The sequence below is a fragment of the Ferruginibacter profundus genome (assembly GCF_054783275.1).
In genome coordinates, this window is sequence record NZ_BAAGQW010000002.1 from 1,219,401 (window position 1) to 1,237,015 (window position 17,615).

A 17,615-nucleotide genomic window follows, 5' to 3' on the forward strand; every position below is an offset into this window, starting at 1 on the left:
TATAAAAATGCAATAAAACTTTCAAAGCTTCTGCACAGCAATTATTTATTGGATATTAATTAACAAATGAATACGTAGCATCAGCCCGGAATGTAAAAAAAGGCTGGCGGTGTGGTAAGATCTTACAGTATGCTACGGGTTTCATTAAGTATCGCTGCTAATATTGCTGAAATTTCATTGGCCCTGTTAGCGATCATAAAATGGCCGCCTTTTTTTATAAGGTGTTGCGGCTTAAAATTGATTATGGGTAATACTTTGTCTTTATCGCCATGTATGCGGATAATATTTGCGGGAGCCGTTGTTCTTTTCCAGTTTACAATTTCGTTGATGGCCCACCTGGAGAATTCAGGATTGGATGCAGCCAGTATCTCCTGCACCAAGGCTTTATCTTTTATGGCGGAAACTCCCATCAGCCAATTGATGACCAGGTTTCCTTTTTTTATTACTGCTGCCGGAAATAATTTATTCAGCCGGAGTGTACCTGCTGCTTTATAATACGCAGGCAACTCCTGTCGCCTTGCTGCACTGGAAATAAGAATCGTTTTTTGTGGTTGCACAAATTCTATTACTTCAGTAGCCAGCATACCGCCAAATGATAAACCTATTAGTATGAAAGGTTCTGTGCTGTTAATTTTTGCAGCAATTCTTTTGGCGTATTGCCTTATCGTTTCTTTTTTTTCGGGTGCCAGCCAGTCTATAAAAACAGGAGTAACATCCGGTGGAAATGCCAGGTATTTAAAAGCACTGTAATTGGCACCCAGGCCACTGAGAAAGTAAATGGTCACGCTGCAAATTACTCCATTGCAGGCGGCTTGCAAAAACAGTTGTTACAATAATTTTATCTGCTGATGCTGAGATAGGTGATCACTATTTCCACCCGCCTGTTTTTTTGCCTTCCTGCTGCAGTGGTATTTTCTGCTACCGGAAAATATTGCCCCTTTCCTGCAGCAGTTATTTTTTCTGCAGTGCCCGGTATTTTTTCTACCAGGTAATTTTTAATTGTTGTTGCCCTGTTTACCGAAAGCAACAGGTTTTTATTTTCGCTACCCGAATTATCGGTGTGTCCGCTGATACCGATAGTTAAAAATTTTTTCACAGTCAACTTCGTGATAAGACTATCGAGGATATTTTTCAATCCTGGTTTCAGATCATATTTTCCTACATCAAATAATAAATCAGGAATAACAATAGTGTCTGTTGAAAATTTTACAACCGGTGCGGCAACAGGAGCTTCTTTAAAAACAGGTACATTATTAGTGTGACGGTAATTATAGTCAAACATTTTTGTTATGTTGGCCTCGTATGCTGCACAAACGGGAACTTTACCCCGGGGTTCTAATTTAATTTCATCAATAAAATATAAAACATCCCCGCTTTTATTCATGGCATCACCCATATTATATTCTACTTCAGGTAACCCTGCAGTGGTGATCGTAAGAAATTGCTCATTGCCTGTTGCAAGGTATTCGCATTTTACATGCTTCCAGTCTTTATAATCGCCATCAATATTTTCTTTTGTAATAATTACAGAAGGGGTTGCAGGTAAATCTTTAACTGTTGCCAGCATCGGTTCTTTTGCTGTAAAATAAAAAGCCAGTTGTTTAAAATTGCCATTTGCAGAATTCAGATAAAACGATAAGCCATATTTTTCTCCTGCCACCAGCGGGCAACATAAACCGGTGTACACGTACCTGGGATGGTTAAAATTTGCAAGCACACTACCTGCTGGCACAATCAATACCATATTGCCAATTACGGGCCTTGGAGCTATACGGCTATTCACTAAAAAATTACCGGCAGGAATATTGAACCAGGCTTCAGGAGAACAATCTGCTTTAAATTCAACACAGTTATTAATGGCCTCAAAACCGGGGTTAGCAAAAAGGTTTTGTGCATTTATAGTATTGCTACAAAATAAAAAAGAGGAAATTATGATTATACAGCGACTATACTTTGGCAGGTTCAATTTTTAAGAGCAATTTAAAAAATTAAATGCACAAGTAGGTTATTAAAATAATACTGCTGAAATTTACAGGGCATAATGCTGCATCATGTATTCTTCTATTGCCAGCGCTCTTGCTTCCAGGTCTTTATTTTTAATGTATTTTTTTATATCCTGCTCCTCACTCAGCAATTCCTTTTTATACACGTTTGTAAAAGGAAAATAATTTATTGCAAAATGCCACTGGTCCCTGATGGTTGAAAAAATACCTGCATCAGCCTCCATCAGTGTGTTGTAATTTAAAAACACTACACTATCAACGGGTAACGAACGGGCATGTTGTAAGATCTCTTCATAATAATGTACCCATACTTTTAAAAACCGGTCCGTTTCCTTTTCAAATATTTTTTCCAGGCCTTTTCTTTTAAACAATTGCCATTTCAGTTTAGACAATCCTCTTTTTTGCTGAAACCGTTTTTCATTCATTTTAAACTCCCTGGTAATTAACGAACTTACAGTAGCATTAAAATTCCGTACGACTATAACATAATATGCAGAGGGAATTAATTTACTGTACTCACCAAGAAACAAACAGGTACGGGGGTCTTTCCATCCCCACTCATCATGCTTCCTGTTCCTGGTTTCCAGCATACCTTTCAATTCCATCTGTTCTATCTCCGATAACCGTCCGGGAGTTTTGGTGATAAGCCCGGTATCAGGAAAGTTTCTTTTCTTTAAAAATTTCTGGTGCAGGCTTAAAAATTCAGCATCTTCAAAATGCCCCTGTTCATTTCCAATACCCGGGCCTAATAAATTATTACCAATAAAAAGTCCGCAACGATTTAACCATTGGGTTACTACCGACGTTCCTGAACGATGCATGCCTGCAATGATAAGTACTTTGGAATTCATGAATTAATGTAACGGTTTAAAAAAGGAATATTGCTTTTCAAGTACCCCGGTAAAAGTGTGGTTTGCTTTTTATGCAGATTTGTTTTTACAAAAGCCACCATTTTATTTACACAGTGGATAATGGTTTCATTATCGGTATTGATATAAATATCCGGGGCCAGCGGGTCCTCAAACGGATCGTTGATACCGGTAAGGTTATTAATTCTGTCCGGATGATGTAAAGGAAGAAATGCTTTTTGATAGAGGCCCTTGGTATCACGTATCTTTAATGTTTCAACAGAGCAATCAATGAATGCTGTTAATACATCGGGATAAGTTGTTTTAACTTCATTACGTATCTCCTCATAGGGATTAATGGCGCAAATGATCACTACAACACCGTGTTTGGACAGTTGGTGCGCCACAAAGGCCATGCGGCGCATATTTTCAAAACGATCCTGTCTCGAAAATCCTAAGCCCTTGCACAAGGTGGCACGATATTCATCTCCATCGATGATCTCTGTTTCAATACCCTGTTTCAGCAATTCTGCTTCTGCAGCTCTTGCTAAAGTACTTTTACCCGAACCCGACAACCCACAAAATTGAATGATCATTTTAGTTTTGTTTAAAATGAATGGACTTACTTTTTACAGAACAGTTTAAAATCCATTCAATAAAAAGATGAACAATAAATTAAAATGGTTGGGTAAATATGTTGTGTGTGATAGCAGAACAAAAATAATACACGTGGCGTAGCCACTGAATTAAAATTTTTTAATTTTATTTTAATCCGTTTTTAATTTACAAGCGGTTAACACAACTGCTTAAAAAAAGTCGTTGCAATAAATCAGTGAGTAATTTAAATTGCTTTTACTTCGGCGCAAAGGTCTTGTAACACTTTTTTAGCGTCGCCGAATAACATACTTGTTTTAGGTTGAAAGAAGAGATCATTTTCAATACCGGCATAACCGGGTTTCATACTGCGTTTATTTACAATTACAGTTTTGGCCTGTTCAACTTCTAATATGGGCATTCCATAGATGGGTGAGGCCGGATCATTTTTTGCAGCAGGATTTACCACATCATTGGCACCCAATATCAATACCACATCAGTAGTTTTAAATTCGTCATTTGCATTTTCCATTTCCATCAGTTTATCATAACTCACATCTGCTTCGGCCAGCAATACATTCATGTGCCCGGGCATACGTCCGGCTACAGGATGAATGGCATAATTTACTTCCACCCCTTTTTCAGTTAATATTTTTTCCAGCTCATGACAAATATGTTGTGCCTGTGCTACCGCCAAACCATAACCCGGAACAATCATTACTTTAGTAGCATAGCCCATTACCATTGCAGCATCTGCCAGGCTTATTTCTTTGTAATTGCCTTGCGTCTTTGCAGGGCCACCTTCAACAGCAGCTTTATTTCCACCGCCGAAAGAACCGATCAATACATTCGTTAACGAACGGTTCATCGCTTTACACATCAGTATGGTAAGCAATGTACCTGCAGCACCAACTAATATACCACCTGTAAGCATGGCTTTGTTATCATATAAAAAGCCACCGCATGCTGCAGCCACACCGGTAAAGGAATTTAAAAGAGAAATTACTACCGGCATATCTGCGCCGCCAATCGGCATTACAAATAATATTCCGTAGATGAATGCAAAAAAACCAATCAGCAAAAAAGGAATGTACATGCTGCCGATATTTGATTGATATGCCCAAACTGCTGTTCCAATTACCAGCACCAGCACGATCATGTTTACTATATGCTGGCCTTTAAAAGAAAAATCTTTTACCTTACCATTCAACTTTCCCCATGCAATGATACTGCCGGTGTAAGAAATAGTACCAATGATGGCACCTGCAACAATAGTGATATAATGACCAACTGTTGCCAGTTCTGCAAAAGCTGTTTCAGGAGATGCTTCATGTAATTTATAAATATGATAAAACTCTGCCGCAGAAATTAATGCTGCACAGGCGCCGCCCATTCCATTGAATAAACTCACCATCTCCGGCATTGCCGTCATCTTTACTTTTTTTGCAGAGAGCGTTCCTGCAACAGTACCAATCAGTAAACCTGCAAATATCCAGGCATAGTTGTGTAGTTTTTCACCATTGTCTTCATACAAAAAGATGGTACCGAAAATTGCAACCGTCATACCAAATGCCGCTACCAGGTTTCCTTTACGTGCACTGGCAGGATTGGATAACATTTTAAGCCCAAGAATAAAAGTTACAGAGGCAATAAGATAACAGAGTGTGAGTAGGTTAAGTTCCATTCGTATATTTTTTCAAGCTGTGGCACAGAGGCCGCAGAAATTTTTATTTAAAGTATCTTTTAATTATAACAGTAATTCCCAACTTGACAAATTCCAAAATATCAGCGTCTGCATTTTAAGCCCCTTCAGGGGTTTGGGGCATCATTTCTTCTTCTTAAACATTTCCAGCATTCTATCCGTCACTACAAATCCACCCACTACATTTAAGGTACCGAGTATTACTGCAAAAAAGCCCAGGCCCAACGCCAGGTAATTATCTGTTTCGGCTTTGCCCATTACAATAATAGCACCGATGATCACCACACCATGAATGGCATTGGCACCACTCATTAAAGGGGTATGCAACACACTGGGTACCCGGCCAATCACCTCTATCCCTACAAATATCATCAGGATAACGATATAGATGATCTGCTGATTTTCAGAAATCCATGCTAAAATATTTTCCATGTTTTTAGTTAATTAGTTTGTTGGTTCATTAGTTAATTGGTATAACCGCCACAATGCAATTATCCATTATTAATTATTGCATTCACTCTTTCATTTGTAATCACTCCGTCATGTACCACACAGGTTCCTTTTACTAAGTCATCTTCAAAATTTAAATTGACAGCGCCTTCTTTAGTAATAACCAGTTGCAAAAAGTTCAGGATATTTTTTCCGTACAATTTACTGGCATCACTGGGCATCGTACCTGCTAAATAGGAGTTGCCTACAATACTTACACCATTGTAAATTACGGTAGTATCTGTTTTGGTTAATTCGGTATTGCCCCCTGTAGCTGCTGCCAGATCTATTACCACCGAACCATTCTTCATACCTTCTATCATGGCTGTGGTAATTAATACCGGCGCTTTTTTGCCGGGTATCTGCGCCGTGGTAATTACAATATCTGCTTTGGCAACACTCTCTGCAATTTTTGCTTTTTGTCTTTGCAAAAATTCTTCTGTTTGTTCTACTGCATACCCTCCGGCTTTGCTGGCATCAGCAGCGCCTTCCACTTCTACAAATTTTGCACCCAGGCTCATCACTTCTTCTTTTACCGCAGGGCGGGTGTCAAAAACTTCTACCACTGCACCTAAACGCTTTGCTGTTGCAATAGCTTGTAATCCTGCAACACCTGCTCCCAGTATCAACATTTTTGCAGGCGGCACACTACCGGCTGCGGTCATAAACATGGGGAAATATTTAGGAAATAAATTGGCTGCCGTCAGCACTGCTTTGTATCCTGCAATGTTGGCCTGGCTGCTGAGTATATCCATGCTTTGCGCCCTTGTAGTACGTGGCAGCATATCCATACTAAAAACAGTAACGCCTTTTGCAGCCCAGTCTTTCATTAATGACGCATTGAATAAAGGCTGAAACACACCGAGAACGATTTTTGATTTCAGGTTATCGATTTCGGATTGCTGTGGTGTATTAATAGAGAGAATGATATCACTGCTTTGCAGAATCTCTGCCCGGGATTTTATTGTTGCTCCTGCCTCGGTATATTTATCATCATTGGCAAAAGCCTTTGCACCGGCATTGCTTTCGATACAAACATTTACATTCCATTTTTTAAGGGTAGCTAAATGTTCTGGCAGTAAAGAGACTCTGGTTTCGGGGGATGGTTCTTTTAAAACGCCTATTGTCATAAGAAAATTAATTGCTGCTAAGGTACAGAAATTGACTCTATCTCCTTAAAAAATCAATATGACTTTAAACAGGATTTTTCAACCGGCGTTGACGGTTATCATCAAAACCTGAGACTGAAGTGTTGTTTTACTTTAATATCATTATTTAAAGTAACTATACCAATAAAAAACAAGTCGATGGTAAGTGTTACCGCAGGATGCTGCTTAATTACATCCCAGGCAGCTTCCATTTCGGCACTCCAGTGAATATCATCAAAAATAAGAATGCTTGAAGGAGAGGAAACTCTCAGTAATTGTGTAAAATAATCCAGTGTGGGTAGCTTGCGGTGATTGCCATCTATAAAAACAAGACCGGTATTTTGTAATTGCTGTAAAAGTGGTGGCAGGGTAATAGTAAAATCGCCTTCGGTTAAAACAATATTTTTCAGCCGGAGCTGATCAAAACTTTGTTGTGCAATTTGGGCAATATTTTTTGCTCCTTCGCAGGTAAATACCTGTGCATTGGTATTGCCCGAGGCCAGGTATGCAGTAGTAATACCAAATGAAGTACCTAATTCCAAAATTGTTTCAGGCTGATAATATTGAACCATTCTAAACAACAATTGCGAAAACTTCTTTGGTTTTAAAGACGACCGGGCAATATCTTTCACCACCCTTGTATTGGTTTTTATAACCGATGAACCGGCACCAAAATCCTCTACTTCAATTGCCGTGGTATTGTGCAGTAGCTCCTGCCTTCTTTTTTCAATAGCAGTATAACAACCGTATTCTTTTTTATCATTCAATACATGAATAATAAAATCAAATACAAAAGGCGAATGAATGCCATGGCCTTTTCCATTGGAAGCAGTAAAGTAATACTGCAGGTATTTTTTGGCTAACTGAAATTTGCTGTACATGCTATTTCAAAAATACGGAAGGGTAAGGAAGTTTGTTTCTTTTCTTTGCAACGAAATAAATTATGGCCAGTAATAAAAAGGCTATTGCATATTTCATAAATTGTTCACTATATGGTTCATGGTAATTAGTCGACCATGATGATGGCAGGTAGTCATTGTACCTGTTAATAAATTTTTCAATTAACCTTATATTTAAAAAAAGCAGGAAAAGCAAAGTGTACAAACGATTACTTCTCAGTTTTCTAAACAACAAAAGCAACCCGGCAAAATACGGCAAATACATTCTAAAACAAAACCACTTCATTGAATACGCTGCCGTACGGGGAGTGAAAGAGTACCATTCGTATGGATTTTGTCCATACCATGCCATAAACAATTCAACTGAAAAATAAATTAAAATATAAAAAGAGCACCACGCTGCCATAGTATTACATACATACAAAAGATTGCACGATTCTGCTTTAAATGTAGCTTTTAAAAAAGTAGTGCCAATCAAAAGCAGTATTGCTGCAAATACGTAGATGGAAAGATAGAACCCTGAAAAAAAATAAAAATAAAATGCCGGATCGTATATCATTTCTTCTCCCAGACTTGAAATGAATAGGGATAAGCATGCTTCGCATCAAAATCAAAGTCTTCGTTGGATTTTAATACCCATGTATTATCATCTATTGCAGGAAAGAAAGCATCAGCATCATTAAACGAATGGTGTACCCTGGTTAAATAAATCCTATCCGTAACATCCATACTTTGTTTATAAATCTCACCACCGCCGATAATAAATATTTCTTTGCAATTGGCTTCAGCAGCTTTTGCCAGTGCTTCTTCAATATCTTTTGCCACCATCACCCCTTCTGCATTCCATCCGGCTTGCCTTGTAATTACAATATTTATTCTGCCGGCCAGTGGCTTTCCTAAACTTTCATAGGTTTTGCGGCCCATAATGGCAGGTAAACCCCAGGTGGTGTTTTTAAAAAACTTCATATCGTTGGGTAAGGTCCACAGTAATTCACCTTCCCTGCCAATGGCATTATTTTCGGATGCTGCTACAATTATTGAGATCATAAAAACAAAAATAAGGAATCTGCTGCGAAGAATATGGCCCGCAGATTTCGCAGATGTCGCAGAAAAACAAAAACTGTATTTCACTCAGCGATATCTGCGAAATGTGCGGGACTATTTTTTAGTTCTTCAGAATTTTAAATTCCACACGGCGGTTCAGCTGGCGTCCTTCGTCTGTTTCATTGGTGGCAACAGGCTTGGTTTCGCCATACCCTTGTGATATAATTCTTGATGCGGCAATGCCTTTGGATAAAATGTATTCTCTTACCGATTTGGCCCTGTTATCACTCAGGGTAAAATTATAGGTATCAGAACCTTTACTATCCGTGTGGGCACTCATTTCAATTTCCACATTTGGATAATCATTTAAGAATTTCACCACCCGATCCAATTCCACAAAAGATTCCGGCCTTAAATTGTATTTATCAAAATCAAAGAATACATTGTTTAAACGGAACACCTGCCCGATTTCTATCGGTGCTAAATACAGGTCCTTATGAATTTCCTTGTAGCCTGCTTTTATTAAAGAATCCAAATTTAAATTTTCGGAGATGGCAAAGAATTTATCTGCCGATGCCCTGATACTGTAATTTTTATCATAGGGCAACACAATTTTAAACGAACCGTCAATAGGGCTGCTCACGCCATTGCCTGCATCAGCGCCATCAGGCAAGGTCTGGTATATCAATTGCGCTGTTAATGGTTCTTTTGTTTTTGCATTGTATACATTACCGCTCACCAACACCACAGGATTGGGTTTTTCTTTTTCTAAAAGTTTCACTCTTACTATATCGCTGGCACCAAAAGCCCCATCGCTCGATGTGAGGTACGCATATTCTCCCCCTGCATCCAGGGTAAAAAATGCTTCGGAGCCTGCTGTGTTTATTGGTGCTCCAAGATTTACAGGATCACTCCACTTTGTCCAGCTGTCATCTAAACGTTTACTCATCCAGATATCATTTTCACCCAAACCTCCCGGCCTGTCGCTGCTGAAATATAATGTAACACCATCAGCCGCAATAAAAGGGCTCATCTCATTATAATCAGGCAGGTTTATTTTTTTGCCTAAACTTTTCGGTGCCGTCCAGATATCATTGCCTTCTAAAAAAGAAACATACAGATCATTATCAGTACTGTTTTTTTTATCGGTCATGTAGAACAATAAGGTCTTTCCATCATGGCCCATAGAAGCACCGATCTGCTGCGTAAAACTAAACTTATTAAAATTCCTGATCTTCAGCATTTCGGCATTGGTCCAGCTGTTATCCGGCCTTTTGTGAATCATACTTACCCCCATACCTAAATACTGCCCGTCAATAAAAGAACCTTTCAATAAGATGGTATTTAAATCCGGCGATATCCAGTACACGGCATTATACTGGGAGGCATTTACTTTAGCACTTAAATGTTTGGCCTTGCTCCATTTTCCGGCACTATCCCTGGTAGAATACCAGATATCCTGCGAATTGGGTACTGTTTGATATTGAATATTGGCAGGATCATTTTGGCGGATAAAGAACAACAGATCGCCATCGGCAGAAATAGTGGGCCTCATTTCGGGGTGAGCAGTATTGATCAATTCACCCAGGTTTTCCACTTTGATGATGGTAGATTCTTTAATTACGTTTTCCTTTTGCTCTTTTAAAGTGGTATCAATGGCAGGCTGTGCTGCGGCAGTTACAGCACATAGAATGAGTGCTGAAAAAGTAAATATTTTCTTCATAGAATATAGTTGGCCACGACTATAACGAAAAAATGAGGAAAATAGTACGGGCTTAAAACAAATTTTCCATAGTAATTTCCTGCTGAACAAAGCCAATACTATGCATATTTTCCACAATACCGTAGGTAGAAATAATGGTAATAAAAAGCGATTTTTTAGTTTTTGTTTTTTCCTGGAATATCATCATCTTTTTCCGCAGCTCATCTGCATAAGCTTTAGTAATAGAAAAAGGCTTATCGTAAAATTTAGCTTCGCAGATATTAATCACATTGTCATTCCTGTCAATCAATAAGTCTATTTGTGTACCTTCGCTTACGGTATTGCCTTTATAGGCAAAGCTGTATTGTTCTGTATATACTGCCGCAATACCAAGAGCAGTTTTAATTTTTTGAATATGCTTCATGCAAGCATTTTCAAAAGCATAACCACTCCAGCTTTTATAACTTGAAGCAGCAGCTAATTGCAACCAGTTAATATTTTTTTTATTGCGTATGAACTTCAGGTAAAATAAAGAATACTCATCAATAAGCCTGTACAGGGTTTCTTTTTTTATTTTATCAAATGGAGAATACGCGGTAATAAAATCAGATTGCTCCAATTCGGTTAATAGCTTACTGAAACTGCCCCCGTCTTTTAGTTTTACTATTGCCAGTAATTCCTTTCTTGATAACCCTTTTTGTTTGGAGGCTAATGCCTGTATTATGCTTATATGCTGCCTGGCATTTACAAAAAGAGCATTATATAAATTATCAAATTCATTTACCAGCAAGCCATTTTTTTCAAAGCAGATGCGGCTTATATTTTGTGCTGCACTTTGTCCCTTTTTTATTTCTTTTAAATAATGCGGTATACCCCCTAATGCCATGTACAATTGCAAAATATGATAGCGGGATAGTATAACACCGTTGTATTTTAGGTAGGCCTCTGTTTCGCTTAAACTAAAAGGTTGCAGATGCATACGCTTAGTTACCCTGTTATGCAGGCCGCCCCTGTTATTAATCACTTTACTTGCCATCCATGATGCGGCCGATCCACAAATAATCAACAATATATTTTTAGTACTTGCCCAGCTATTCCAAAACCAATCCAGCGCCGGCAAAAACCCGGCTTTATGTGCATCCAGCCAGGGCAGTTCATCAATAAACACTATCAATTTTTTAGTATTCAAACTATCAAGGTAATCGGCCAATTGATGAAAAGCTTCCATCCAGTTTGCAGGAATACTTTTACCTGTTCTTTTTTTGCTTTGTTTTGCAAGTGCCATCGCAAAGCTTTGTAATTGCTGACCGGTTCCTGCATTCAGAATTCCGCTAAATTCAAAATGCATACGGTTGTCAAAAAAAGTTTTAATAAGATAGGTCTTCCCTACCCGCCTTCGTCCGGTAACAGCAAGCATGTCAGCTGCACTGGCTAACTCAATTTCGGCAAGCATTTTTTGCTCTTCCTGCCGTCCTATAATTATCTTTTTCATTTACAAATTTAAATTATTGCTAGCGGAATCTACACAAATATACATAGATTCCGCTAGCAATAATTTTTAACACAGGCCATAAATTATTTTGCAAAAGACAAAAAACACAAAGAAGAAATATTTTATTGCCAGCGGAATCTATACTTATACAACTACATTCCGCTGGCAATAATGGTAGCTTACACGGCCACCGGCGCCTTTATCCCCGGATGAGACTGATAATTGAGCAATTCAAAATCTTCATATTTAAAACTGAAAATATCTTTTACTTCGGGATTGATTTTCATTGTTGGTAATGGAAATGGGGTACGTGTTAATTGCAGGTTCGCTTGTTCAAAATGATTGCTGTATAAATGTACATCGCCAAAACTATGTACAAATTCTCCCGGTTCTAAATCACAAACCTGTGCAATCATCATGGTTAATAAAGCATAGGAGGCGATATTAAAAGGCACACCTAAAAATACATCTGCGCTGCGTTGGTACAACTGGCAACTTAATTTTCCGTTGGCTACGTAAAATTGAAACAGGCAATGACAAGGCATCAGTTTCATCTTTGGCAATTCCGCCACATTCCAAGCACTGATGATCATGCGCCTGCTATCGGGATTATTTTTTACCTGGTGAATCAGGTCTTTTACCTGGTCTACCTCCACCCCATCAGCTCCTGTCCAGCTGCGCCATTGTTTGCCGTAAACCGGCCCCAGGTCACCATTTTCATCAGCCCATTCGTCCCATATTTTTACATTGTGTTCTTTTAAATAGCCAATATTGGTATCGCCCTGTAAAAACCAGAGCAATTCGTAAATAATACTTTTTAAATGCGTTTTTTTAGTGGTCACCAAAGGAAATCCTTTGCTAAGATCAAAGCGCATCTGGTAGCCAAAAACGCTCCTGGTGCCGGTACCGGTACGGTCACTTTTATCCGTTCCGGTTTCAATTATATGTTTAACTAGATCAAGGTATTGTTGCATGAGTGCAAAATAAACGAAAAGTTGAAAGTCAAGATCCGAAACTTATTAAGACTTGTTTAAAGTGCATTTATGCAATTCTTTAAAATCTGCTTCTTAAATGACATGAACCATTTTACCACATTAATTATCCTGCTCTTCCCTTTTAAATTATTAGCTCAAGATGCAAAAAAAGACAGCAATGCATGCAAATGCCAACGTAATTTTCAAGTAAGGTATCCCGACCTCCCCGACGAAAATAAATTATCCGGAACGGTGATCGTTGAATATGAAATAGATTCGGCGTGTACTGCTGGCAACGCAAAGATTGTACAAAGTCTTGGCTCTGAATATGATAAAGAAGCACTGAGGGTCGTCAACCTTATGATATCTTTCCAAAACAACTGTAACCTCAAATGTAAAAGTTATTGGTGTAATAAAAGAAAAGTAAGATTTCCTTTAACCTTCGCTAATCCAGACGATGATTAGCCAGCCATCCAAAAAACTCCCCAAATCGAAAACCCCAAACCTCAACCATCAACTATGAACTATCAACTAAGCCCTATCTTTGCAGCGGAGAAATTATCATGAGTAAAAAAGGAAAAGTTTTAATGGCGATGAGCGGCGGTATAGACAGTACCGTAGCGGCTTTGATGCTTCATAAGCAAGGGTATGAAGTGGTGGGCATTACCATGAAAACATGGGATTATGCCAGCAGTGTAGGTACCTCCGGCAAAAAAGAAACCGGCTGCTGCAACCTGGATAGTTTTAATGATGCCCGGCAAGCCGCTGTACATCACGGCTTTCCGCATTTTATTTTGGACATACGGGAAGAGTTCGGCGATTTTGTAATTGAGAATTTTGTGGATGAATATATTGCCGGCCGTACACCCAACCCCTGTGTAATGTGCAATACGCATATCAAATGGCGGGCACTGATGAAACGTGCCGATGCCTTAGGCTGCGATTTTATTTCTACAGGCCACTATGCACAGGTGCACCAGCATACCAACGGCAGGTATTTTTTACGCAAAGGCCTGGATGAAACCAAGGACCAAAGCTATGCCCTGTGGGGATTACAGCAGGATTTGCTGAGCAGAACTATTTTACCATTAGGCACTTACCGCAAAACAGCAATACGCCAGATGGCGCATGATTTTGGCTACCCCGAACTGGCTAAAAAAAGCGAGAGCTACGAAATTTGTTTTGTGCCTGATAACGACTACCGCGGCTTTTTAAAACGCAAGGTAGACGGCCTGGAAGAAAGAGTGGACGGCGGTTCTTTTGTAGATAAAAATGGCAAGATTCTAGGTAAGCACAAAGGCTATCCTTTCTATACCATCGGTCAGCGTAAAGGCCTGGATATTGCTTTAGGCAAGCCGGCATTTGTTACCGAGATCATCCCCGAAACCAATACCGTGGTACTGGGCGAAGAAGATGACCTGAACCGCACCGAAATGAAAGTGACCAAACTCAATTGGTTAAAATACGAAGGCGTTACTGAAGGTATGGAAGCCGTAACGAAGATCCGCTATAAAGATAAAGGTGCGCTTTCTAACCTCTTTACATACGAAAATGGCATCAATGTACGTTTTTATGATAATGTAAAAGGTATTGCCCCCGGGCAGAGTGCTGTTTTTTATGAAGGTGATGATGTGATCGGCGGAGGAGTTATTCAGCGGAATGAGCAGCCTTTTAGCTTATAATAGCGTCTGTAATGTATAACTTATGAGAAAATTATTTTCCTTTATTGCCATCGCTTCACTGGTTACGTTTAGTGCCTGTAAAAAAACTACAGAGGAATTCCCTACTGCCCCGTTAAGCGATTATTTCCCCCTAACAGTAGGCAAGTACATTACTTACAGCCTGGATTCTATCGTTTATTATGATAATTTCGGTACTTCGGCTTCCACAAAAAGCTACCAGGTAAAACAGGTGGTGGATGCACAGGTTACAGATAACCTGGGCAGGCCCGGCTACCGTATTATAAGATATATCCGCAGCACACCAACTGCAGCTTGGGTGGCCGATAATACTTTTATGGCTATCAATACGGGCACTACTCTTGAATGGGTGGAGAACAACCTGCGTTTTATGAAATTAAAAGAACCTATCCAGCAGGATTATACCTGGAAAGGCAACTCCTACATCAATACCAATTCGCAAACGCCTTATCTTAAATATTATGATGATTGGGATTATTATTACGACAGCCTGAATATGCCTGCAAAAATTGGTGCTTTAACTGTTGACAGCACTATTAAAGTTTCTGAAATAGACGACCAAACTGCAATTGACAGAACTTTTAGCGAAGCCAAATATGCAAAAGGTATTGGCCTGGTATACCGCAATTTTTTGTACTGGAACAAAGGCAATGCCAATGGCACTTATTCTGATAATTCCTACGGCGTTATTTTAAAAATGATCGACCACAATTAAAGATATACTTACAAAAAACTTATAGCTGCATGTACCATGCAGCTTTTTTATTGCCCTATTTTTTCAGCCTGGTATAGGTAGAAAAATCGGTAGAAGGAATATGCTCTGTTTCTCCCAGTTGTCTTAATAAGGTTACCAGCTGCCCCCTATGAAAAGTTGCATGATTAAAAAGATGTAACAGCATATCAGCTACCTTCATTGTAAACGGTTCTTTGTTACGTACAAAAGCAAATACATCAGTCAACTGAGCATCGTTAGCAGCATTTACCCAGGCGGCCCATTGCCGGCTTTGATCAGCAAGGCCTGCAACAGCATCTGCAAAACTGCCTTTAAAAGTTTCACTTAAAGCACTGATGTTTTCTACTAACTGAAGCCGTTGCCACCAGATATTTTCGGCCTGCCACATATGCACTACTGTTTTGTATACAGAAGGGAAACTGCTTACTATTTCCTGCTGTATCTTTTCTTCGTTAAGCTTTGCAATTCTTTCAAATAAGATATTATTGGCCCAAACATTATAAGCGGCATACTGTTGTAATAATTCCTTCATGGTTTTCTGTACTTTTGAATACCCTAAATTATCAATTATTACTTACAACAGTATCAATTAAAAAACATGTCTGAAAAAAAAATGCCGCTTACAGGTTTCAGTTCTCTCGCCATTCATGCCGGCCATACCGCCGATCCTAACTATGCACACTTAACGCCTATTTACGCCAGCAGCACGTATGTGTTTGACGAAGCAGAGCAAGGTATGCGCAGGTTCAGCGGCGAAGAAAAAGGGTATATCTACAGCCGTTGGGGCAACCCCACCATCTCTGAATCAGAAGAAAAAATTGCAGCACTGGAAAGTTTTGGTGTTACAGATCATGCAGGCAACCCTTTGGAATTGAAAGCCATTTTGCATTCCAGCGGTATGGCGGCATTAAGCACATTACTCATCAGCAATTTAAAAAGCGGTGACAAAATTCTTACACATTTTTCTTTATACGGCGGCACACAGGATTTAGTAGAAAGAATTTTACCCCCATTGGGTATTGAAGCCATCATTGCCGACCTGAGGGATCTGAATAAAGCGGCAGAACTGATGAAAGCAGATAGTGCCATTAAAATGTTGTATTTAGAAACGCCTGCCAATCCCACTTTAAATTGTGTGGATATTGAAGCACTTACCAATCTTGCCCAACAACATAACCTTATTGTTGCCTGCGACAATACGTTTGCAACACCATATTTACAACAGCCTTTTAAATATGGTGTGGATTATGTTTTTCATAGTACCACCAAATTTTTAAATGGTCATGGCACAGCCATTGGCGGCGTGCTGCTAGGAAGAGATATAGAAAAAATGAATACGCATGTTACTAAAGTGCATCGTTTATTAGGCGGCAACAGCAATCCTTTTGATGCCTTCTTATTAACCATGGGCATGAAAACTTTAGAAGTTCGTATGGACCGCCATTGCCATAATGCCATGGAAGTAGCTCATTTTTTAGAGCAGCATCCTGCTATCAGCAAAGTGAATTATTTAGGATTGCATTCGCATCCTGATTATAAGACCGGTGCCAGACAAATGCGTCACCCGGGCGCCATGCTGAGCTTCGAAATGAAAGATGGCCTGGAAGCAGCTAAAAAATGTATCGACAACTTACAGATGTGCATACGTGCAGTTTCGTTAGGCACCTGCGATACTTTACTTTGCCACCCTGCAAGCATGACGCATTTCAGTGTGCCCAAAGAAAAAAGAGAACTATATGGTATTACCGATGGCTTGATACGCATGAGTGTAGGTATTGAAAACGTACAGGATATTTTAATGGATTTAGAACAGGCGCTGAGATAAAAATGAACAACAGTAAAAAGATATCCCTGGCCATAATTTATTTCATACTCTCTACGGCAATCACCTGGTGGTTTGTGGATGTGTGCCCGCTGTACAGCAGCCTGCAGCAAAAATTATTATCAACAGGTATTGCAGGTGCTAAGTGGAGTTTGCAAATTGCTGCAGCTTTTTTCTTTTTAAAAAATAAAAAATGGGATTTTATAAAAAATATTGGCGCAACCTGTTTGGCAGGCTCCATAATTTTATTGCCTTATGCGGTGATGGCCACATGGAGCCATTATAATTCAGCAACATTTTTTGTTTCGTCTTTGTTGATTGCAGTAGCAGTAATGATCGCTTTATATTTCAGTAATGTAAAAAATACCGGTGTATCACTCACATGGTTTCGGGGCTGGATCATTTGCCTGGCCATTGCCATAACATTACAATTAACAGTTGTATTTTCAGTCATAAAATTTTAAT

18 protein-coding genes are annotated in these 17,615 nt (G+C 39.2%); 5 read left to right on the forward strand and 13 right to left on the reverse strand.

Translation table 11 applies throughout. The features are described 5' to 3' along the window. Window positions 1-122: 122 nt before the first annotated feature. The 12 genes from ACYVM0_RS15370 to ACYVM0_RS15425 all read right to left on the reverse strand — a co-directional run bounded on the left by ACYVM0_RS15370 (window position 123) and on the right by ACYVM0_RS15425 (window position 12,895). On the reverse strand, window positions 123-785 hold the full coding sequence (locus tag ACYVM0_RS15370) for an alpha/beta fold hydrolase (protein WP_460558234.1): 663 nt from the start codon (window positions 783-785) through the stop codon (window positions 123-125). Window positions 786-838: 53 nt separating this feature from the next. Beyond that, entirely contained in the window at window positions 839-1,966 is a 1,128-nt protein-coding gene (locus ACYVM0_RS15375) for an OmpA family protein (protein ID WP_460558236.1), read from the reverse strand. Window positions 1,967-2,029: 63 nt separating this feature from the next. Further along, window positions 2,030-2,854, reverse strand: coding sequence for a sulfotransferase (locus ACYVM0_RS15380; RefSeq protein ID WP_460558238.1), 825 nt, complete (start codon window positions 2,852-2,854; stop codon window positions 2,030-2,032). Continuing rightward, window positions 2,851-3,447, reverse strand: coding sequence for an adenylyl-sulfate kinase (gene cysC, locus ACYVM0_RS15385; protein ID WP_460558240.1), 597 nt, complete (start codon window positions 3,445-3,447; stop codon window positions 2,851-2,853). The genes ACYVM0_RS15380 and cysC overlap by 4 nt, the downstream gene beginning before the upstream one ends. Before the next feature lie 245 nt (window positions 3,448-3,692). After that, a complete protein-coding gene (locus tag ACYVM0_RS15390) occupies window positions 3,693-5,129 on the reverse strand; it encodes an NAD(P)(+) transhydrogenase (Re/Si-specific) subunit beta (protein ID WP_460558242.1) in 1,437 nt (478 codons plus the stop codon). A gap of 141 nt (window positions 5,130-5,270) precedes the next feature. Beyond that, on the reverse strand, window positions 5,271-5,579 hold the full coding sequence (locus ACYVM0_RS15395; RefSeq protein WP_430986617.1) for an NAD(P) transhydrogenase subunit alpha part 2: 309 nt from the start codon (window positions 5,577-5,579) through the stop codon (window positions 5,271-5,273). 59 nt (window positions 5,580-5,638) lie between these two features. Then, window positions 5,639-6,766 carry an NAD(P) transhydrogenase subunit alpha gene (locus ACYVM0_RS15400; protein WP_460558244.1) on the reverse strand — a complete coding sequence of 376 codons (1,128 nt, stop codon included), beginning with the start codon at window positions 6,764-6,766 and terminating at the stop codon, window positions 5,639-5,641. Window positions 6,767-6,867: 101 nt separating this feature from the next. Next, window positions 6,868-7,665 (reverse strand): O-methyltransferase, encoded by a 798-nt coding sequence (locus ACYVM0_RS15405; RefSeq protein ID WP_460558246.1) that lies wholly within the window; start codon window positions 7,663-7,665, stop codon window positions 6,868-6,870. A gap of 573 nt (window positions 7,666-8,238) precedes the next feature. Further along, the gene (locus tag ACYVM0_RS15410) at window positions 8,239-8,730 is read right to left on the reverse strand and encodes a dihydrofolate reductase (protein WP_460558248.1); all 492 of its coding nucleotides are present in this window, start codon (window positions 8,728-8,730) and stop codon (window positions 8,239-8,241) included. 118 nt (window positions 8,731-8,848) lie between these two features. Then, on the reverse strand, window positions 8,849-10,450 hold the full coding sequence (locus ACYVM0_RS15415; RefSeq protein WP_460558250.1) for an OmpA family protein: 1,602 nt from the start codon (window positions 10,448-10,450) through the stop codon (window positions 8,849-8,851). 52 nt (window positions 10,451-10,502) lie between these two features. Further along, window positions 10,503-11,921, reverse strand: a complete 1,419-nt coding sequence (locus ACYVM0_RS15420) for an AAA family ATPase (protein WP_460558252.1) — start codon at window positions 11,919-11,921, stop codon at window positions 10,503-10,505. A 179-nt stretch (window positions 11,922-12,100) separates the two neighbouring features. Continuing rightward, complete coding sequence (locus ACYVM0_RS15425) at window positions 12,101-12,895, reverse strand: thymidylate synthase (protein ID WP_460558254.1); 795 nt, start codon at window positions 12,893-12,895, stop codon at window positions 12,101-12,103. A gap of 69 nt (window positions 12,896-12,964) precedes the next feature. Between ACYVM0_RS15425 and ACYVM0_RS15430 the strand changes: the two genes are divergently transcribed. The 3 genes from ACYVM0_RS15430 (at window position 12,965) to ACYVM0_RS15440 (ending at window position 15,310) form a co-directional block, all read left to right on the forward strand. Then, window positions 12,965-13,360 (forward strand): TonB family protein, encoded by a 396-nt coding sequence (locus ACYVM0_RS15430; protein ID WP_460558256.1) that lies wholly within the window; start codon window positions 12,965-12,967, stop codon window positions 13,358-13,360. Between the two features lie 98 nt (window positions 13,361-13,458). After that, the gene (mnmA, locus tag ACYVM0_RS15435) at window positions 13,459-14,577 is read left to right on the forward strand and encodes an MnmA/TRMU family protein (RefSeq protein ID WP_460558258.1); all 1,119 of its coding nucleotides are present in this window, start codon (window positions 13,459-13,461) and stop codon (window positions 14,575-14,577) included. Window positions 14,578-14,599: 22 nt separating this feature from the next. Beyond that, a complete protein-coding gene (locus tag ACYVM0_RS15440; RefSeq protein WP_460558260.1) occupies window positions 14,600-15,310 on the forward strand; it encodes a hypothetical protein in 711 nt (236 codons plus the stop codon). Window positions 15,311-15,365: 55 nt separating this feature from the next. Here the strand turns inward: ACYVM0_RS15440 and ACYVM0_RS15445 are convergent, their stop codons facing one another. After that, a complete protein-coding gene (locus ACYVM0_RS15445; protein WP_460558262.1) occupies window positions 15,366-15,860 on the reverse strand; it encodes a DinB family protein in 495 nt (164 codons plus the stop codon). A gap of 66 nt (window positions 15,861-15,926) precedes the next feature. On the opposite strand from ACYVM0_RS15445, the gene ACYVM0_RS15450 reads away from it, so the two are divergent. Together ACYVM0_RS15450 and ACYVM0_RS15455 are read left to right on the forward strand one after the other, a co-directional pair. Then, window positions 15,927-17,153 carry a trans-sulfuration enzyme family protein gene (locus ACYVM0_RS15450; protein WP_460558264.1) on the forward strand — a complete coding sequence of 409 codons (1,227 nt, stop codon included), beginning with the start codon at window positions 15,927-15,929 and terminating at the stop codon, window positions 17,151-17,153. Window positions 17,154-17,155: 2 nt separating this feature from the next. After that, a complete protein-coding gene (locus ACYVM0_RS15455; RefSeq protein WP_460558266.1) occupies window positions 17,156-17,614 on the forward strand; it encodes a hypothetical protein in 459 nt (152 codons plus the stop codon). The last annotated feature ends 1 nt before the right edge of the window (window position 17,615 follow it).